16 protein-coding genes and 1 pseudogene are annotated in these 18,021 nt (G+C 65.7%); 2 read left to right on the top strand and 15 right to left on the bottom strand.

Features of this window, described 5'->3' with window-relative positions; translation table 11 throughout:
* Window positions 1-99: 99 nt before the first annotated feature.
* Genes AB7U46_RS04850 through AB7U46_RS04820 form a run of 7 tightly spaced genes read right to left on the bottom strand, consistent with a single transcriptional unit; the run spans window position 100 to window position 7,542 of the window.
* Window positions 100-789: a type 1 glutamine amidotransferase gene (locus tag AB7U46_RS04850; RefSeq protein ID WP_428335809.1), complete on the bottom strand. Its 690-nt coding sequence runs from the start codon at window positions 787-789 to the stop codon at window positions 100-102.
* Window positions 790-840: 51 nt separating this feature from the next.
* Window positions 841-1,644 carry an ABC transporter permease subunit gene (locus tag AB7U46_RS04845; protein ID WP_428335808.1) on the bottom strand — a complete coding sequence of 268 codons (804 nt, stop codon included), beginning with the start codon at window positions 1,642-1,644 and terminating at the stop codon, window positions 841-843.
* Window positions 1,644-2,552: an ABC transporter permease subunit gene (locus AB7U46_RS04840; protein ID WP_428335807.1), complete on the bottom strand. Its 909-nt coding sequence runs from the start codon at window positions 2,550-2,552 to the stop codon at window positions 1,644-1,646. Before AB7U46_RS04840 ends, AB7U46_RS04845 begins: the two co-directional genes overlap by 1 nt.
* A complete protein-coding gene (locus AB7U46_RS04835; protein ID WP_428335806.1) occupies window positions 2,549-3,688 on the bottom strand; it encodes an ABC transporter ATP-binding protein in 1,140 nt (379 codons plus the stop codon). Before AB7U46_RS04835 ends, AB7U46_RS04840 begins: the two co-directional genes overlap by 4 nt.
* A gap of 60 nt (window positions 3,689-3,748) precedes the next feature.
* Window positions 3,749-4,834, bottom strand: a complete 1,086-nt coding sequence (locus AB7U46_RS04830; protein WP_428335805.1) for a polyamine ABC transporter substrate-binding protein — start codon at window positions 4,832-4,834, stop codon at window positions 3,749-3,751.
* Between the two features lie 36 nt (window positions 4,835-4,870).
* On the bottom strand, window positions 4,871-6,193 hold the full coding sequence (locus AB7U46_RS04825) for an NAD(P)/FAD-dependent oxidoreductase (RefSeq protein ID WP_428335804.1): 1,323 nt from the start codon (window positions 6,191-6,193) through the stop codon (window positions 4,871-4,873).
* Window positions 6,193-7,542, bottom strand: coding sequence for a glutamine synthetase family protein (locus tag AB7U46_RS04820; protein WP_428335803.1), 1,350 nt, complete (start codon window positions 7,540-7,542; stop codon window positions 6,193-6,195). The genes AB7U46_RS04825 and AB7U46_RS04820 overlap by 1 nt, the downstream gene beginning before the upstream one ends.
* A 122-nt stretch (window positions 7,543-7,664) precedes the next feature.
* Between AB7U46_RS04820 and AB7U46_RS04815 the strand changes: the two genes are divergently transcribed.
* Entirely contained in the window at window positions 7,665-8,360 is a 696-nt protein-coding gene (locus tag AB7U46_RS04815; protein WP_428335802.1) for a GntR family transcriptional regulator, read from the top strand.
* 224 nt (window positions 8,361-8,584) lie between these two features.
* Here AB7U46_RS04815 and AB7U46_RS04810 read toward each other — a convergent pair whose 3' ends face one another.
* From AB7U46_RS04810 to AB7U46_RS04775, 8 genes are all read right to left on the bottom strand, one after another.
* Window positions 8,585-9,427, bottom strand: coding sequence for a dipeptide ABC transporter ATP-binding protein (locus AB7U46_RS04810; protein WP_428335801.1), 843 nt, complete (start codon window positions 9,425-9,427; stop codon window positions 8,585-8,587).
* On the bottom strand, window positions 9,424-10,263 hold the full coding sequence (locus tag AB7U46_RS04805; RefSeq protein ID WP_428335800.1) for an ABC transporter ATP-binding protein: 840 nt from the start codon (window positions 10,261-10,263) through the stop codon (window positions 9,424-9,426). Before AB7U46_RS04805 ends, AB7U46_RS04810 begins: the two co-directional genes overlap by 4 nt.
* Window positions 10,264-10,270: 7 nt before the next feature.
* Window positions 10,271-11,125, bottom strand: coding sequence for an ABC transporter permease subunit (locus AB7U46_RS04800; protein ID WP_428335876.1), 855 nt, complete (start codon window positions 11,123-11,125; stop codon window positions 10,271-10,273).
* Between the two features lie 59 nt (window positions 11,126-11,184).
* Complete coding sequence (locus AB7U46_RS04795; RefSeq protein ID WP_428335799.1) at window positions 11,185-12,192, bottom strand: ABC transporter permease subunit; 1,008 nt, start codon at window positions 12,190-12,192, stop codon at window positions 11,185-11,187.
* Window positions 12,193-12,252: 60 nt separating this feature from the next.
* The gene (locus AB7U46_RS04790) at window positions 12,253-13,857 is read right to left on the bottom strand and encodes an ABC transporter substrate-binding protein (protein WP_428335798.1); all 1,605 of its coding nucleotides are present in this window, start codon (window positions 13,855-13,857) and stop codon (window positions 12,253-12,255) included.
* Between the two features lie 158 nt (window positions 13,858-14,015).
* Window positions 14,016-15,203: a M24 family metallopeptidase gene (locus AB7U46_RS04785; protein WP_428335797.1), complete on the bottom strand. Its 1,188-nt coding sequence runs from the start codon at window positions 15,201-15,203 to the stop codon at window positions 14,016-14,018.
* A gap of 118 nt (window positions 15,204-15,321) precedes the next feature.
* Window positions 15,322-16,530, bottom strand: a complete 1,209-nt coding sequence (locus AB7U46_RS04780; protein WP_428335796.1) for a PLP-dependent aminotransferase family protein — start codon at window positions 16,528-16,530, stop codon at window positions 15,322-15,324.
* 327 nt (window positions 16,531-16,857) lie between these two features.
* Complete coding sequence (locus AB7U46_RS04775) at window positions 16,858-17,175, bottom strand: hypothetical protein (protein ID WP_428335795.1); 318 nt, start codon at window positions 17,173-17,175, stop codon at window positions 16,858-16,860.
* 595 nt (window positions 17,176-17,770) lie between these two features.
* Here AB7U46_RS04775 and AB7U46_RS04770 point away from each other — a divergent pair.
* Window positions 17,771-18,007: pseudogene (locus tag AB7U46_RS04770) on the top strand (transposase); the annotation flags it as partial.
* Window positions 18,008-18,021 lie beyond the last annotated feature (14 nt).

Raw genomic sequence — 18,021 nt, 5'->3', positions numbered from 1 at the left:
GACGGACGGCGTCCGAGCGCAGAGGCGGACAGGCGAAACACGCGGCGCGGGGTCCCCCCGGCCGCGGCAAAGATGGTGCGGGTGCAGTTCGCCCGAAGGTCAGGTCAGGGCAGAGCCGCCCAGAACGTCGGCGATCATCGCGGCATGATGCGCGGTATCCGGCGCAGGCCCGGCCGCGAGACTGTCGAGCGCCGCCTGCGCCACCTCGGGCGGCAGCAGATCGCGCCGCGCCTCGATCAGCGCGCGCAAGAATTCGGGCGTGAACTCGGGATGCGGCTGCAGCGTCAGGACGTGATCGCCATAGGCGAGCGCCGCATGGCGGCAGAACGGCGTCGCGGCGATCGTGCGCGCGCCCTCGGGCGGCGTGACCACCTGATCGCGGTGCCAGGCGAGCAGCCGATCCTGCGCCCCCGCCCCGGTGTCATAATCGACCGCGCCGACGCTCCAGCCGCCGGCAAAGCGCTCGACCTTGCCGCCCAGCGCCTGCGCCACCAGCTGGTGGCCGAAGCAGATCCCGACGAGCGGCACCCGCGCGGCGACGATCGCGCGCACGAGATCCTCGAGCGGCGCGATCCAGGGGTGATCCTCGTAAACGCCGAAACGCGAGCCGGTGATGATCCAGCCATCCGCCGCCGCAGGCCCAGGCGGCAGCACGCTGTCGAGCACCGCCCAGGTCTCGAAGGTGAAGCCCCGCCCCGCCAGCAACCGGCGGAAGAAGGCGTCGTAATCGCCGAATTCCGCGCGCAACTCGTCCGGCGCGCGGCCGGTCTGCAAGATACCGATTTTCATGAAATCCTCCGCATCACGCGCGGGCCGGGGCTGCCCCCGACCCGCCGGTTTTCAGCGCGCCTGCGCGGCGGCGCGGCGCATCTGCCAGCTGGCCAGCACGATCACCACCGAGATCGCGGCGATCACCAGCGTGGCAAGCGCGTTCACCTCGGGGCTGACGCCCAGCCGCACCTTCGAGAAGATCACCATCGGCAGGGTCGAGGCCCCGGGTCCGGTGACGAAGGCCGAAACGACGAGGTCGTCGAGGCTGATGGTGAAGACGAGGAGCCAGGACGAGATCAGCGCCGGCGCGAGCGCAGGCAGGGTGACGTCGAAGAACACCCGGAGCGGACGCGCGCCGAGATCGAGCGCCGCTTCCTCGACCGAGCGGTCGAGCGCGCTCATCCGCGAGCCGAGCACCACGGTGGCATAGGCCGCGCCGAAGGTCGCATGCGCGATCACCAGCGTGTCGACGCCCCGCCCCGCGGGCCAGCCGAAAAGCCCTTCGAGCGCCACGAACAGAAGCAGCATCGAGAGGCCGGTGATCACCTCGGGCATGACGAGCGGCGCCGTCACCGCCCCGCTCAGCAGCATCCGGAAGCGGAAGCGGCCGAAACGCGCCAGCGCATAGGAGGCGAGCGTGCCGATCACCGTGGCGAGCGTCGCCGACATCACCGCGACGCGCAGACTGATCCAGGCGGCATCGAGGATCTGCTGATCCTCGAGCAGCGCGGCATACCATTTCGTCGAGAAGCCGCCCCAGACGGTCACCAGCTTCGACTCGTTGAAGCTGAAGACGACGAGCGAGAGGATCGGCGCGTAGAGGAAGACGAAACCGAAGATCGCGACGAGGCGCAGAGAGACAGAGCGACGCATCAGGTGTTCTCCTCCTTTTCCGACTGGGTGCGCTGCAAGAGGCCAATCGGCAGCACCAGCACCACGAGCATCACGATCGCCACCGCCGAGGCCACCGGCCAGTCGCGGTTGGAGAAGAACTCGTTCCAGAGCACCGAGCCGATCATCAGCGTCTTCGGCCCGCCGAGCAGCGCGGGGATCACAAACTCGCCCACCGCCGGGATGAAGACGAGCAGCGCGCCGGCGACGATCCCGGGCAGCGACAGCGGCAGCGTCACGGTCAGGAAGGTGACGAAGGGCCGCGCGCCGAGATCGGCCGAGGCCTCGAGCAGCGCCTCGTCGAGCTTCACCAGCGTCGAATAGAGCGGCAGGATCATGAAGGGCAAATAGCTGTAGACGATGCCGAGATAGACCGCGAAATCGGTCTGCAGGATCACCAGCGGTTCGTGGATGATCCCGGTCGCCATCAGCAGACCGTTGAGCAGCCCGTTGCCCTTGAGGATCCCGATCCAGGCGTAGACGCGCAGCAGGAACGAGGTCCAGAACGGCAGCACCACCAGCATCAGCAGGATGTTGCGCCGGTTCACCGGGGCGCGGGCGATCACATAGGCCATCGGATAGCCGATGAGCAGCGTGACGACGGTCGAGACCGCCGCCATCTTCAGCGAACCGAGATAGGCCAGCAGATACAGCGGGTCTTCGGTCAGGAACTGGAAATTGCCGAAGTTGAGCGAGATGTTCAGCACCCCCTCGGCCCAGTCCCAGATCGGCAGATAGGGCGGCCGCGCGATCACCGCTTCCGAAAGCGCGATCTTCGCCAGAACGACGAAGGGCAGCAGGAAGAAGAGGCTCAGCCAGACGAGCGGCACCGCCACCACCGCGGCGCGCCCCTCCATCCGCAGCCGGCTTGCCAGCGCACGCAGCCTCATGCCGTCACCACGACGCTTGCCGCGCCGTCCCAGCCGATTTCCACCTCTTCGCCCGCGCGGATCGCGTCGTCGTCGCTGCGCAGCCGGTTCGTCTGCGTCACCTTCACCGGCTTGCCGGTGGGCAGGGTGACGTGGAAGACGGAAAGGTTCCCCATGTAGGAGACGTCGTCGACCCGCGCCCGCAGCCGGTTCGGCAGGGTCTCGGGCAGGCGCCGCTCGATCGCAATCTTCTCGGGGCGGAGCGCCACCGCCACCGCCTGCCCTTTCACGCCGCTGATCCCGTGCGAAACGAGGATGTCGCTTTCGGTGTCGGGCGAATGGATCGTCGCGTGATCCTCATAGTCGCCCGCGATCCGCCCCTCGAAGAGGTTCACCGAACCGATGAAATCGGCCACGAACCGGCTTTGCGGATATTCGTAGACGTCATGCGGCGTGCCGATCTGCATGATCTCGCCCGCGGTCATCACGCCGAGCCGGGTCGAAAGCGTCATCGCCTCTTCCTGGTCGTGGGTGACGACGACGAAGGTCACGCCGAGCGATTCCTGGATCTTGATCAGCTCGCGCTGCGTCTCCTCACGCAGCTTCTTGTCGAGCGCGCCGAGCGGCTCGTCGAGCATCAGAAGCTTCGGCTTGCGGATCAGCGCACGCGCCAGCGCCACGCGCTGCCGCTGCCCGCCGGAAAGCTGATGCGGCTTGCGCCCGGCCAGCCCGTCGAGCTGCACGAGCGAGAGCATCTCGGTCACCCGGGTCGCCACCTCGGCCCGTTTCACCCCGTCGCGCTTCAGCCCGTAGGCGATGTTCTTCTCCACGCTCATATGCGGGAAGAGCGCGTAGGACTGGAACATCATGTTGGTGTCGCGCAGATAGGGCGGCACGCCCGACATGTCCTCGCCGTCGATCAGGATCTGCCCCGAGGTGGGCGTCTCGAACCCGGCCAGCATGCGCAAGAGCGTGGACTTGCCGCAGCCCGATCCGCCAAGCAGGCAGAACAGCTCGCCGCGGTAGATGTCGAGCGAGACGTCGTTCACCGCCGTGTAGGAGCCGAACCGCTTCGTCACGTTGCGGATCTGCAGGAACGGCGCGACGGCGGGATCATCCCACGGCCGCGAACCGCGCGCCGCGATGGCTTCGGTCATTCTTCTTCTCCCTGTCAGAATGGTTGCGGCCATCCCCCCTGAAGGGATGGCCGCCTGCCGTCATTGTCCGGTCTTCAGCGTGGTCCAGGCACGGGTCAGCGTGCGGTCATAACGCTGTTTGTGCGGGCGCGCGGTGTAGAGCTTGTCCATCACCTCGGGCGCCGGGTAGATGCCGGGATCCTCGCGCACCTCGGCGGCGACAAGCGGCGTCGCCTTGGTATTCGCGTTGGCATAAAAGACATGGTCACTGATCGCCGCGCTGACCTCGGGGCGCAGGAAGTAGTCGATGAACTTCAGCGCGTTTTCCGGATGCGGCGCGTCCGACGGGATCGCCAGCATGTCGAAGCCGACCTGCGCCCCCTCCTTCGGGATCGCATAGGCCACGCGCACGCCCTGCCCAGCCTCGGCCGCGCGGTTGCGCGCCTGCAGGATGTCGCCCGAATAGCCCACCGTCAGGCAGATGTCGCCATTCGCCAGATCGTTGATGTATTGCGAGGAATGGAAGTAGCGGACATAGGGCCGCAGCTTCGCCAGAAGCGCCATCGCGGCATCGAGATCCTCGGTCTTTTCCGAGGTCGGATCGAGGCCCAGGTAGTTCAGCGCCGCGGCGGTGATCTCGGAGGGGGAATCGAGCAGCGCGATGCCGCAGCTTTGCAGCTTTGCCGCCTGCTCGGGATCGAAGAGCACCGACCAGCTGTCGACGGTATCGGTGCCGAGCCGCTCGGCGACCTTGTCGCGGTTGTAGCCGATGCCGATCGTATACATCATGTAGGGCACGCCATAGGTGTTGCCCTCGTCATTGGTCGCGACGATCGCCATCAGCTTCGGATCGAGATTGCCGTAATTCGTCAGCGCGGTCTTGTCGATCTGCTGGAACACCCCGGCCTGCGCCTGGCGCGCCATGAATTCGAGCGAGGGCACGACGATGTCGTAATTCGTCGAGCCGGTCAGCATCTTGGCCTCGACCACCTCGTTGCTGTCGAAGACGTCGTAATTGACCTTGACGCCGGTCTCCTTCTCGAAATTCGGGATGGTGTCGGGGGCGATGTAATCCGACCAGTTGTAGATGTTCAGCACCGGCTCTTCCGCCCCGGCCGGAAGGGCCGAGGCGAGCGCGGCGAGCCCCGCCGCGATGATCTTGCGCATGATAGTCTCCCTGATTTTCTTTTGTGTGGCGGGCGTTTACACGCCCAGCCGATCGCGCGCCGCGTACCACCACGAGCCGATGACCGAATAGGGCACGCGGAACAGACGGCCGCCCGGGAACGGGATCCAGGGCATCTTGGCGAACATGTCGAAACGGGTCTGGTCGCCGTGGATCGCCTCCGACAGGATCCGCCCGAAAGTGTGCGAGCCGGTCACGCCATGGCCGGAATAGCCATGCGCGAAATAGGTGTTGGCGCCGATCCGGCCCATCTGCGGCACGCGCGAGAAGGACAGCGCGAAATTGCCCGACCAGGCATAGTCGATCTTCGTGCCCTTGAGCTGCGGGAAGACCTTCTCGAGGTTCTTCCAGAGCTTCGCCTTGATGTCCTTCGGATCGGTGCCGCCATAGACGGTGCCGCCCCCGAACAGGAGCCGGTTGTCCGCCGACATGCGATAGTAATCGAGGATATAGCGCACGTCCTCGATGCAGACGTCCGACGGCATCAGTTCGCGCGCGAGCGTCTCGCCCAGCGGTTCGGTCGCCATCACCTGGGTCGAGACCGGCATCACCCGCCACTCGAGCGTCGGCACCACATGGCCGAGATAGGCGTTGCCGCAGAGCACCATGACCTTCGCCACGACCTTGCCCTTCGCCGTGCTGAGCGAGGGCCGCGCCGATGCGGTATCGACCGAGGTCACCGGCGACATCTCGAAGATCGTGCCGCCCAGCCGCTCGATCGCCGCCGCCTCGCCAAGCGCCAGGTTCAGCGGGTGCATATGGCCGCCCTTGCGGTCGATCATGCCGCCCGAATAGAGGTCGGAGGCGGCGTGCTGGCGCATCTCCTCACGGCTCAGCATCTCCTGGCTCTCGATGCCATAGCTGCGCCAGAGTTTGCGACGCGCCTCGAGGTCGCGCATATGCGCAGGGGTCAGCCCGGCGAAGACGTTGCCGTGCTTGAGATCACATTTGATGTCATAGGTCGAGATCCGCTCGCGGATGATGTCGCCGCCCTCGGTCACGAGGCTCGCCACGAATTTCGCGGCATCGGCGCCGTAACGCCGCCCGATCGTCTCGAGACTGGCGTTCAGCCCGTTCACGATCTGCCCGCCGTTGCGCCCCGAGGCGCCCCAGCCGATCCGCGCGCCTTCGACCACGGTCACCTTGTAGCCCTTTTCGGCCAGATGCAGCGCCGTCGAGAGGCCCGAGAAACCCGCGCCGAGCACACAGACGTCAGTTTCATGGGTGCCCACCAGCTCGGGCCGCAGCGGCGCCGGGTTGGCCGAGGCGGCATAATAGCTCCCGGTATGGGCGCCGGTGCCCGCATAGGGGTGGTTCGGAAGCGAGGACATGGCGTTCATCAGACGGCCTCCAGGTAGGAGTGATATTCGAAATCGGTGACGTGGCGGGTGAAGCGGCGCAGCTCCTGCACCTTGCACTGCACGAACATCCGGCGCAGACGCTTGGAATAGACCTGCTCGATATGGGCGCCCTTCTCGAAGGCCTCGATCGCCGAGGCCCAGTCGGGCGGAAGCGTCTCGAGCACCTGCGAATAGGCGTCGCCCAGCAGCGGCGCGGGCGGCTCCCACTGTTTTTCGATGCCCAGCAGCGCGCCGCCGAGGATCGAGGCGAGCACCAGATAGGGGTTGGCATCGGCGCCGGCGACGCGATGCTCGATCCGCCGCGCCTTGTGGCTGCCACCCGGGATCCGGATCGCCACGGTGCGGTTCTCATAGCCCCAGGCGACCGAAGAGGGCGCATGCGAGCCCGGCAGCAGCCGGCGATAGGAATTCTCGTGCGGCGCGAAGACCAGCGTGTTCTCGGCCATCGTGCGGATCAGCCCGGCGACGGCATGGCGCATCACCTCGGTGCCCTCCTCGCCGCCGTTGTCGAAGACGTTGCGCCCCTCGGCGTCGACCAGCGAGAAATGCACATGCATGCCCGAACCGGCGCGGTCGCCATAGGGTTTCGCCATGAAGGTCGCGGCGAAACCGTGCTTGCGGGCGATGCCGCGCACCAGCCGCTTGAACAGCACCGCATCGTCGGCGGCCTCGAGCGGGTCGTCGACATGCAGCAGGTTGATCTCGAACTGCCCCGCCCCGTTTTCCGAGATCGCGGCGTCGGCCGGAATGCCCTGCGCCGCGCAGGCGTCATAGACCTCGTTCAGGAAGGCGTCGAAATGCTGCAACTCGTCGAGCGAAAGCGCCCCGTCGCTGTCGAGCCGCTTGCCGGTGACCGGCGAGCAGGGCGGCTGCGGCGCCGCGCCCGAGGGATCGACGACGTAGAATTCGAGTTCGGTCGCGACCACCGGCGTCAGGCCAAGCGCCTTGTAGCGCTCGACGATGGCCGCCAGCGCGCGGCGCGGATCGCCCGGGAAGGCCTCGCCGTTCTCGGTCCGCATCCAGAGCTGCGCAAAGGCCGCGGGCCGCGCCGTCCAGTCGACCGGGCTCAGCGGGCGACCGGTGAAGTCGCACAGACCGTCGGCATCGCCGGTGTCCCAGACCAGTTCGTTGCCCTCGATGTCCTCGCCCCAGATGTCCATGCCCAGCAGCGACAGCGGCATCCGCAGACCGCCGGAAACGATTTTTTCGACCTGATCGACGGGCACGCGCTTGCCCCGCATCACGCCGTTCAGGTCGCAGATGCAGGCGAAGATCGTCTCGATTTCGGGGCGGTCGGCCAGCCAGGCCGTCGCGTCCTCGGGTTTCATTGTGATGCTCCCTGGCGTTTTGTGATATCTTTTCACAATCTGTGATATAACGCAGATCTTGAGTCAAGCCTCAAAGCACGGCAGGATGGCACGTCCTCCAGCACAGGAAAGCCAAAGGCCCCATGACCGACTGCCCGCTCCCCGAAATTCCGCATCTCGCCGGGATGACCACGCAGGACTATGCCTATGAGCGGTTGCGCAACGCGGTGATGGTGGGGGCGCTGAAACCGGGCACGGCGCTGACCTTCCGGGGCCTCGCGCAGATGCTCGGCCTCAGCCCGACCCCGGTGCGCGAGGCGATGCGCCGGCTCAGCAGCGAAAAGGCGATCGAGGTTCTGGGCAATCGCCGGCTGCGCGTGCCCGAAATGACGATCGGCCGTTTCGAGGAGCTTGTGCAGCTGCGGATCGTGCTCGAGACCCATGCGGCCGAGCGGGCTTTCCCGTATCTATCCGATATCGTTATCGAAAACCTGAAGTCGCTCGATGACCGGATGGATAGCGCGATTGCCGCCCACGATCTCGATGCGCTGACCCGGATGAACCAGGAATTCCACAAGACGCTTTACGCGCTGAACCCGGACCAGGCGACGATCCCGTTGATCGAATCGGTCTGGTTGCAGCTTGGCCCGTTCCAGCGCCAGGTGATCGAAAACGTCGAGCGGATCTACGTTATCGACCGGCACAAGGAAATGCTGGCCGCGATGCGCGCGCGCGACCTCGTGGCGCTTTGCGCGGCGATCGAGCGCGACATCCGCGACGGCTCGATCCGATCGGGCCGGCAGATGCTGCGCACCGGCTCCTTCGCCGGCACCGACTGACCCCGCCCCGCCTTTCCGCCACCTGTCTCCGTCGACCGCGGCCCATTTCCGCCTAACTGCGCGGCAATGCCGCGGGAAGCACAGAAATCCCGCCGAACAAAATGAAATATCATTTCGCCGGTAGGTGCATCGTTTTCGCGGGGATCAGTCGCGGCCTCGTTTCCGCCGGGGGCGGTCGAGGACGCGCAGGAAACCGCGGCGGAGAACCCGCCGCGGCCTTGCCGTCAGCGCGCGGCCAGAAGCGCCTTGCGCCGTTCGACCCGGGCACGGATCGCGGCGATCTCGGTCACCGGCGTCGCGGCGAAGAGCTGCTGGGTATAGGCGTGGCGCGGGTTGGCGAAGATCTCTTCGCGCGTGCCCTGCTCCACCACCTCGCCCTTGTGCATCACCATCACCTCGTCGGCGATGTAGCGCACGACGGAAAGATCGTGGCTGATGAAGACATAGGTGAGGCCGAACTCCTCCTGCAGATCGGCGAGCAGGTTCAGCACCTGCGCCTGCACCGACAGATCGAGCGCCGAGACCGGCTCGTCAAGCACCAGAAGCGCCGGGTTCAGCATCAGCGCCCGCGCGATCGCGATGCGCTGGCGCTGCCCGCCCGAGAACATATGCGGGTAGCGGTTGAAATGCTCGGGCGCGAGGCCGACCTTGGCGAGCATCGCCTCCGCCCGCGCGCGCCGCTCCGCCGCCGGCAGATCGGTGTTGAGCAGCAGCGGCTCCATCAGCACGTCGCCGATCTTCTGGCGCGGATTGAGGCTGCCATAGGGGTTCTGGAACACCATCTGCACCTTCGAGCGCAGCGCGTGACCGGGCTTGCGGCGATGAATGTCGACCTCCTCGCCCGCGATCTTCAGCACCCCGCCCGACTGGTGGTCGATCAGCGCGATGATCCGCGCGAGCGTCGACTTGCCGGAACCGGACTCGCCCACGATCGCAAGCGTCTTGCCCTTTTCCAGCGCAAAGGAGGCGCCCTGCACCGCCCGCAGAAGCCGCGGCTTGCCGAACATGCCGCCCGGGATCAGGTAATCCTGCGTGAGCTTGACGCCCTCGACGACGATCTCGGTCATTGCACGCCCTCCGCGCCGAAGAAGTCCGACACCGTGGGCAGCCGGTCGCCCGTGGCGTTCTCGGGCAGGGCCGAGAGCAGCGCGCGGGTATAGGGATGCTGCGGCGCCTCGAAGAGGGTGAGCACCTCGGCCTCCTCCATCTTGCGGCCCTTGTATTGGACGATGACGCGGTCGGCGGTTTCCGCCACCACGCCCATGTCGTGCGTGATCAGGATCAGCGCCATGCCGTAATCTTCCTGCAGCTTCATCAAGAGATCGAGGATCTGCTTCTGGATCGTGACGTCGAGCGCGGTCGTCGGCTCGTCGGCGATCAAGAGCCGCGGATTGGTGGCGATCGCCATCGCGATCATCACGCGCTGGCACTGCCCGCCCGACATCTGATGCGGATAGGCGTGGATCTTTGCCTCGGGCTCGGGGATGCCGACCGCGCGGAAAAGATCGAGCGCGCGTTCATGCGCGGCGCGCCGGCTCAGCCCGAGGTTGAGGCGCAGCACCTCCTCGATCTGGAAACCGACGGTGAAAGAGGGGTTGAGCGAGGCGATCGGCTCCTGGAAGATCATCGTGATCTCCCGGCCGATGACCTGGCGGCGCTCCTTCGGCGTCATGTGCAGAAGGTCGTGGCCGTCGAAGGTCATCTCGTCGGCGGTGACGGTGGCGGTGTCGGGCAGAAGCCCCATCATCGCCAGCATCGAGACCGATTTGCCCGAGCCGGATTCGCCCACGATCGCCAGCACCTCGCGCGCATCGACGGAAACGTCGATGCCGTCGACGGCGGTGAAGCTGCCGGTCGAGGTGGCGAAGCGGACGGTGAGGTTGCGGATGGTCAGAAGTGCCATTTGGACCTCAGCTCTTCTTCAGTTTCGGGTCGAGCGCGTCGCGCAGACCGTCGCCCATCAGGTTGATCGCGAGCACCGAGATCAGGATCGCGAGGCCCGGGAAGGTGACGACCCACCAGGCGCGCAGGATGAACTCCCGCGCCTCGGCGAGCATCGTGCCCCATTCGGAGGCGGGCGGCTGCGCGCCCATGCCGAGAAAGCCCAGCGCCGCGGCGTCGAGCACGGCGGAGGAGAAGCTCAGCGTCGCCTGCACGATCAGCGGCGCGAGGCAGTTCGGCAGGATCGTCTTGAACATCAGCCGCATGTTGCCGGCGCCGGCGACGCGCGCGGCGGTGACATATTCGCGTTCCTTCTCGCCCATCACCGCGGCGCGGGTGAGGCGCGCGAAATGCGGCTGATAGACGATCGCGATGGCGATCATCGCGTTGAGCAGCCCCGGCCCGAGGATCGCGACCAGCACGAGCGCGAGCAGCAGCGAGGGGAAGGCGAGGATCACGTCCATCACCCGCATGATGACGGTGTCGACCCAGCCGCCGAAGAAGCCCGCGACCATGCCGATCACGATGCCGCCGACGAGCGCGATCGAGACCACGACGATGCCGATGAAGAGCGAATATTGCGAGCCGTAGATGAGGCGCGAGAGCATGTCGCGCCCGACCGCATCGGTGCCGAGCAGGAAATCGGTGCGACCGCCCTCTTGCCAGACGGGCGGCACCAGCAGCGCGTCGCGATATTGCTGCGTCGGGTCATGCGGCGCGATCACCGCGGCGAAAACCGCGGTCAGCACGAGCAGCACGAAGACGATCATCCCCGCGACCGCGCCCTTGTTCTGTTTGAAGTGGAACCAGAAATCGGCAAGCATCCGGCGCCGGATCGCGGCGTCGCTCAGCTTCACGGCCGGGGTATTGGTGGCGGTCTGGGTCATTTGTGGCGGATCCTCGGATTGATCAGGCCATAGGTCAGATCGACGAGCAGGTTCACCAGCATCACGATCGCGGCGATCAGCAGGAGCCCCGATTGCACCACCGGGTAGTCGCGGCGCGAGATCGAGTCGATCATCCATTTGCCGATGCCGGGCCAGGAAAAGATCGTCTCGGTCAGGATCGCGCCGGCCATCAGCACGCCGACCTGCAACCCGATCGTGGTGATCACCGGGATCATCGCGTTGCGCAGCGCATGCACCATCACCACGCGGCCATTGGGCATGCCCTTCGCGCGCGCGGTGCGGACGTAATCCTCGCCCATCACCTCGAGCATCGCCGAGCGGGTCTGCCGCGCGATCACCGCAAGCGGGATCGTGGCGAGCACCACCGAGGGCAGGATCAGGTGGCTTGCCGCGGAGAGGAACGCCCCCTTCTGCCCCGACAGCAGACTGTCGATCAGCATGAAGCCGGTGACCGGCGGGAAGAAATACATCAGCGAGATCCGCCCCGAGACCGGCGTCCATTGCAGGATGCCCGAGAACAGGATGATCAGCAGCAGGCCCCACCAGAAGATCGGCATCGAGAAGCCGACGAGCGCGGCCGTCATCGAAACCTGATCGAACCAGGAGCCGCGCTTGATCGCGGCGAGCACGCCGACCGGCACGCCGATCAGCGTGGCGATCAGGATCGCGCAAATGCCAAGCTCGACCGTCGCCGGGAACAGCGCCAGGAACTCGGTCAGCACCGGTTTCTTCGTCACCAGCGAATTGCCGAGATCGCCGTGAAAGAGGCGGATGAGGAAGTCGCCGTATTGCGCGAGGAAAGGCTTGTCGAAGCCGAGCTGATGCGCGAGCTCGGCGTGGCGTTCGGGCGTGAGGCCGCGTTCGCCGGCCATCAGGAGCACCGGATCGCCGGGCAGGATGCGCACGAAGCCGAAGGCGACGAGCGTGATCCCGAGGAAGGTCGGGATCAGATAGAGCAGTTTCGTGAGCAGGAATCTGGTCATGCGATGAACCTTGACGGGCGCGCGAAGAAACTCCGCGCGCCCGCCCTGTGGTGGCCGATCTTACTCGGCGATGTCGACGTTCTCGAAGGTGAAATCACCCAGCGGGCTCATGGTGAAGCCGGTGACGTTCTTGCGCATCGGCACGAATTGCGTCGAATGCGCGAGCGTGTCCCAGGGGGCCTGCGCCTTGAAGATCACCTGCGCCTGCTCATAGAGCTTGGTGCGCTCGGCCATGTCCGAGGTGGTCTTCGCCTTCAGCAGCAGATCCGAGAACTCCTTGTCGCACCAGAAGGCCCGGTTCGCGCCGCCCTCCTTGGCGCCGCCGCAGGACAGCAGCACGGAGAGGAAGTTGTCCGGATCGCCGTTGTCGCCGGTCCAGCCGAGGATGACGGCGCCCTTGCGGCCCGCTTCCATCGACTTCTTGAGATATTCGCCCCATTCGTAGGAGACGATGTCCACCTTGACGCCGACCTTGGCGAGGTCCGCCTGCATCAGCTCGGCGGTGCGGCGCGCGTTCGGCATGTAGGGGCGCTGCACCGGCATCGCCCAGATCTCCATCGAGAGATCCTTGACGCCGGCATCGGCGAGCATCTTCTTCGCCGCGTCCGGATCGTAGGCGTCGTCCGTCACCGCGTCGTTATAGGACCACATCGTCGGCGGGATCGGGTTCTTCGCGACCTGACCGGCGCCCTGGAACACGGCGTCGATGATCGCCTGCTTGTTGATCGCCATGTTCAGCGCCTTGCGCACCTCGGGCTTGTCGAAGGGCGCGACGGTGGTGTTATAGGCGAGATAGGCGACGTTCAGGCCGGGCAGCTCGTCGAGCTTGAGGTTCGGATCGGCCTTGATCGTGGCGAGGTCGGCCGGCGACGGATAGGGCATCAGCTGGCATTCGTTCGCCTTCAGCTTCTGCAGGCGGACCGAGGCGTCGGGCGTGATCGCGAAGACCAGATCGTCGATCTTCGGCGCCGGCCCCCAGTAGTCGGGGTTCTTCTGGAAGCGGATCACCGCATCTTTCTGATAGGCGACGAATTTGAACGGGCCGGTGCCGATCGGCTTGTTGTTGAAGTCTTCCTTGGTGCCGGCCGCGGCGAGCGTGTCGGCATATTCCTTGGAAACGATGCGCATGAAGGGCATCGCGAGGTTGGCGATGAAGGGCGCCTCGGGATGGGTCAGCGTGACCTTGACGGTCAGGTCATCGACCTTCTCGACAGATTTCACGAGGTCGGGCATCTCCATCGAGGTGTAATATTCGTAGGTGATGCCGGGGGTATATTCGTGCCAGGGATCGTTCGCATCGCCCTGACGCACGAAGGAGAAGACGACGTCATCGGCGGTCAGATCGCGGGAGGGGGTGAAGACGTCGTTCGACTGCCATTTCACGCCCGGGCGCAGGTGGAAGGTGTAGACGGTGCCGTCTTCCGACACGTCCCAGCTTTCGGCCAGCGCCGGCACGACCTCGGTGGTGCCCGGCTTGAATTCGACGAGCCCGTTGAACACCGGATGCGCCGAGGCGTCGAAGGTGGTGCCCGAGGTATAGGGCGCCGGGTCGAACCCTTCGGGCGAGGCTTCCGAGCAATAGACGAAGGTCTTCGCCAGCGCCGGTGCCGCGGTCATCAGCGCAAGCGCCGAGGCGGCCAGAAGGCTGCGGGAGAGGAGTTTCATGAAGGCTTCCTTTCACTCACTGTTGAGACGTGATTCGCCCTGCAAATTGATTCATGCAGGTTTTTCATGGCGTTGCGGGATTCTTCTGGTTTACCCAATTCTTGACCGCCTGTTCGAAATCACACTATCGCGTGATCCTATCGGGGAGCAACCCGGCGTCACAGGCTGCGACACCGGAACGGGTCGTCGAGGCTCTCGGCGGGGGGGCAGAACCAGTGCGCTCCGTCGGCCTCCATGTGCACGATATCCTCGAGCCGCACGCCGCATTCGCCGTAGACGCAGAGCATCGGCTCGATCGAGAACACCATGCCCGGGGCGAGCGGCGTCAGATTGCCGCGCAGGATGAACGGATCTTCGTGGATGTCGAGGCCGAGCCCGTGGCCGGTGCGATGCGGCAGGCCGGGGACGGTGTAATCCGGGCCGTAGCCCTCCGCGGCAAGCGAGGCGCGCGCCGCGGCATCGACCGCCTCGCAGGGGGTGCCGAGCGTCGCGGCGGCAAAGGCCGCGGCATGGGCGCGCCGCTCCGCCTCCCAGATCGCGCGCTGACGCGGCGTGGGCGTGCCGAAGACATAGCTGCGGGTGATGTCGGAGCGATATCCCTGCAGGATACCGCCGAGATCGACGAGCACCATGTCCCCCTCGGTCAGGGTCTGCGGATAGGGCACGCCATGCGGATAGGCCGTCGCCTCGCCGAACTGCACCGCGACGAAAAGCGGCGCGAGGCCGAGGCGGCGATGCGCCTCATCGACGAAATCGCAGAGTTCGGTGGTGGTAAGGCCCGGGCGCAGGAGCCCGTGCACCGTCTTCTGCACAAGCCAGCTCGCGTCCATCGCGGTCTGGATGATCGCGATCTCGGCCGCCGACTTGATCTGGCGCTGCGCCGCGATCATCGCCTCGGCCGCGACCACCGGCCCCTGCACCGCCGTGCTCAGCCGCCCGGCGAAACGGAAAGGCGTCGCCGGATCGAGCGCGAGCCCCTGCCCCGGCGCCTCGAGCGTGGCCAGCCGCGCTGCGATCATCGCGCAGGGATCCTCATGCTCTTCCCAGGGCAGGATCTCCCCCGCGAGGCGCAGCATCGTCTCGAGCTTGGGCACCTCGAACTGCGGGCTGACGTAGACCGGCGCGCCCGTCGCCGGGATCAGCGCGCCATGCACCCGCTCCGACAGCCCGATCGAAAGCCCGGTGTAGTAGCGCAGCGAAGAGGAGGCATCGAGCCAGGCCGCCTTCACCCCTTCCGCACGCAGCCGCGCCTGCAGCCCCGCGATCCGCGCGGCAAGCTCCGCATCGCCGATCGGCGGCGCGCTCACCGCGGTGAAGGTTTCCAGTGCTTTGGTGAAGTCATCCATCTGCCGCATCCATTTCCGGCCGGGCGGTCCTGCCGCCGGTGGGCGGGAAGATGCGTCCATCGGCGGGAAAGGTCCAGCCCGGGCGAACCGGACCCGACGGAACGGGGATGCCCCGCCCCTATTTCTGCAGCGCGCGCCGGATCGCGCGGCCGATCCGCGCAATGCCCTCGTCCGTCACGGCCTTTTCATGCAGCGAGAAGCTGAGCCGCAGCATGTTGCCGCGCGAGCCATCGGCAAAGAAGGCGCGCCCCGGCACGAAGGCCACCTTCTCCTCCGCAAGCGCCGCGGCGAGCAGCTCGGCCCCGTCGAGCGCTTCGGGCAGCGTCACCCAGACGAACATCCCGCCCTCGGGCTTCGTCCAGCTCACCCCCTCGGGCATTTCGCGCGCGAGCGCATCGAGCATCAGATCGCGGCGCCGGCCATAGACCTCGCGCAGATGCGCGACATGGCCGTCGAAATCATCGGCCGCGACCTTCGCCACCACCATCTGGTTCAGCGTCGCGGTGTGCAGATCGGCCGCCTGTTTCATCAGCACGAGCCGTTCGATCACCTCGCGCGCGGCGACGACCCAACCCACGCGCAGCCCCGGCGAGAGCGTCTTCGAGAAGGAGCCCGAATAGATCGTGCGACATTTCTCGATATCGCCCTTGCGCGCGATCTCGAGCGCGAGGATCGGCGGCACCGCCTCGCCGTTGTAGCGCAGCTGCTGATAGGCGCCGTCCTCGAGGATCGCGCAGTTCAGCTCATCGGCGAGATCGATCAGCCGCTCGCGCTCCTCGCGGGTGATGGTGAGGCCCGTGGGATTGGAGAAATCGGCTGAGAGATAGGCGAATTTCACCTTGCCCCCCGCCTCGGCCGCCGCGGCCTGATATTGCGCAACGGTGCGGTTGCCGCGCAGCGAAAGCCGGTCATAGACCGGCTCATAGGCGTTGAAGGCACCGAGCGCGCCAAGATAGGTCGGCCAGGAAACGAGCGCCGTATCCTTCGGGCCCAGCAGCAGCTTGCCGAGATAGTCGAGCGCCTGCTGCGAACCCGAGGTGATGAGAATGTTTTCCTCGGTGCAGGCGATGCCGAGCTTTTCCATCCGGCCACGGATCCACTTGCGCAGCGGCAGGAAGCCCTCGCTCACCGAATATTGCAGCCCGCCGGTGTCGCGCAGCACCTCGGCGGTGGCGGCGGCGAATTTCTCGACCGGAAGCAGCGCCGGATCCGGGATGCCGCCGGCGAAGGAGATGATGTCGGGCTGATCGAGCAGCTTGAGCAGTTCACGGATTTCCGAGGCCTTCATCCGAAGAGCCCGCGACGCCAGAATGTCGGACCATTGCATGAGTGAACTCTCCTTCTTTCTCCGCCCCGGCCGACCGGGCCGCGCGCGGAGGCAAATTTTGACCTGCCTAGTGCCAATCACGACGCCAGTTCAAGGTGCCCGGAGGGGGTCACGGGCCATACCCGAAAAAGTGATCACGCTGAAATATTTCCGCGCCCGGCTCGGATCGGCCGGGAAAGGCGGCCTCGCCCCGCAGCGGGCACCTCCCGGCCCGGGCAACAGATCCTCACCGATCGCTATTGGAGCGCGTTTTCTGAACAGCTAAACTCTATCCTGATGATCTACACGAGCGCCCGGCGTTGCCGCTGGACCGCGACGTCTGAACAGCTACACTACACTCCGCCACATCCATTTGTTTTCAAAGCGTTTTACGGCAGGATGCCGTGAGTTGAAATGCGCATCTCGCATCAGAACAGCACGAGTTGTGACGGATCCTCCCGCGCCCGCCGGCGCCCCTGTCCGGCAAGGCGCGTTCGATCCGGCCGATCCGGCTTGCAAGTGCTTCCTTGCCGTTGATGAACCGTGCGTAGATCGGGAACTGGCGGCGCTCGAACCCTCGTCGAGCAGGAAATTGCGGAAATCTCCGGCGGCCTTGCGCTGAGGCTTCGTGTCGGTCGACAGGTCGAACATGACGAGGATCCACATCAGACGATATCCGCCCAGAAAGGGCGCGTTTGGCACCGGGCGAGGGCGAGGCGGGTATGCACAATGCCCCCCTGAGAATGGTGGAACCGTATTTTCCATCCCGTTGGGCGCAAGCTCATTTCGTAGAAAAGAGCATCCGGCGCAAAGCTCAGGCACACCAGATATAGCGAACAAATGCCACACAGACACCACTGAATGACCACCTCCTCACCAGAGAGCCATCCCGGAACAAGCTATGAGACGCAGGAAAGTGACGCGCCAAACCTCGCCCCGAATGGGACCGACGGGTTCGGGGCCACAGGGCCCGGCAGATCCGTCTGGTTTCTGTCGGGCGGCAATTCCTGAATCGGCCTGTCATGCTTGACAAGCACCTTCGGCAGCAGTCCCCTGATGCGGTTCAGAAATCGCGGTCGAGTGGTTAACAAGCTCGACAGAGCCCCAGATCGAGGCACGGGCTGCAGCCCGTGTCTTCATTTCATCGCCCCTTAAATCACAACCTCGCTCCGCGCCGAACGGCGGCCGCATCTTGCCGGGGCCCAGACCCATTGATCTCGGGCACTTGGCGCGCCTCAGGCTCCGCAATGGGGCCTGATCGCTGAGTCATCTTCACTGGCTGAACGACGCCCAAATGGATCGTCTGACTCCATTCATTCCGACGAGACGTGGCCAGCCAGAGGTTGATGATCGAGGCGTCTTGAGTGGGATAGTGTTCACCAGTCTCAATGGCTTGAGATGATGTGACGTCCCAAAGGAATACCGGCCGGCAAAGACGCTCGACAACCGCAGAAAGCGCTGGAGAGACAACGCTGTCTTCGCCCGGATCATGGGCGGGGCGGATGTCGCGCT

The organism is Paenirhodobacter sp., assembly GCF_050177655.1.
In the GTDB taxonomy this organism is placed as follows: Bacteria; Pseudomonadota; Alphaproteobacteria; order Rhodobacterales; family Rhodobacteraceae; genus Rhodobacter.
Note: the sequence above shows the minus strand (reverse complement) of the source record. Positions and strands in the feature narration are given on the sequence as shown.

Excerpts from the sequence above, each read along its gene's own strand:
- AB7U46_RS04850 (WP_428335809.1), bottom strand. The coding sequence starts at position 789 with ATGAAAATCGGTATCTTGCAGACCGGCCGCGCGCCGGACGAGTTGCGC.
- AB7U46_RS04845 (WP_428335808.1), bottom strand. The coding sequence starts at position 1,644 with ATGCGTCGCTCTGTCTCTCTGCGCCTCGTCGCGATCTTCGGTTTCGTC.
- AB7U46_RS04840 (WP_428335807.1), bottom strand. The coding sequence starts at position 2,552 with ATGAGGCTGCGTGCGCTGGCAAGCCGGCTGCGGATGGAGGGGCGCGCC.
- AB7U46_RS04835 (WP_428335806.1), bottom strand. The coding sequence starts at position 3,688 with ATGACCGAAGCCATCGCGGCGCGCGGTTCGCGGCCGTGGGATGATCCC.
- AB7U46_RS04830 (WP_428335805.1), bottom strand. The coding sequence starts at position 4,834 with ATGCGCAAGATCATCGCGGCGGGGCTCGCCGCGCTCGCCTCGGCCCTT.
- AB7U46_RS04825 (WP_428335804.1), bottom strand. The coding sequence starts at position 6,193 with ATGAACGCCATGTCCTCGCTTCCGAACCACCCCTATGCGGGCACCGGC.
- AB7U46_RS04820 (WP_428335803.1), bottom strand. The coding sequence starts at position 7,542 with ATGAAACCCGAGGACGCGACGGCCTGGCTGGCCGACCGCCCCGAAATC.
- AB7U46_RS04815 (WP_428335802.1), top strand. The coding sequence starts at position 7,665 with ATGACCGACTGCCCGCTCCCCGAAATTCCGCATCTCGCCGGGATGACC.
- AB7U46_RS04810 (WP_428335801.1), bottom strand. The coding sequence starts at position 9,427 with ATGACCGAGATCGTCGTCGAGGGCGTCAAGCTCACGCAGGATTACCTG.
- AB7U46_RS04805 (WP_428335800.1), bottom strand. The coding sequence starts at position 10,263 with ATGGCACTTCTGACCATCCGCAACCTCACCGTCCGCTTCGCCACCTCG.
- AB7U46_RS04800 (WP_428335876.1), bottom strand. The coding sequence starts at position 11,125 with ATGCTTGCCGATTTCTGGTTCCACTTCAAACAGAACAAGGGCGCGGTC.
- AB7U46_RS04795 (WP_428335799.1), bottom strand. The coding sequence starts at position 12,192 with ATGACCAGATTCCTGCTCACGAAACTGCTCTATCTGATCCCGACCTTC.
- AB7U46_RS04790 (WP_428335798.1), bottom strand. The coding sequence starts at position 13,857 with ATGAAACTCCTCTCCCGCAGCCTTCTGGCCGCCTCGGCGCTTGCGCTG.
- AB7U46_RS04785 (WP_428335797.1), bottom strand. The coding sequence starts at position 15,203 with ATGGATGACTTCACCAAAGCACTGGAAACCTTCACCGCGGTGAGCGCG.
- AB7U46_RS04780 (WP_428335796.1), bottom strand. The coding sequence starts at position 16,530 with ATGCAATGGTCCGACATTCTGGCGTCGCGGGCTCTTCGGATGAAGGCC.
- AB7U46_RS04775 (WP_428335795.1), bottom strand. The coding sequence starts at position 17,175 with ATGTGGATCCTCGTCATGTTCGACCTGTCGACCGACACGAAGCCTCAG.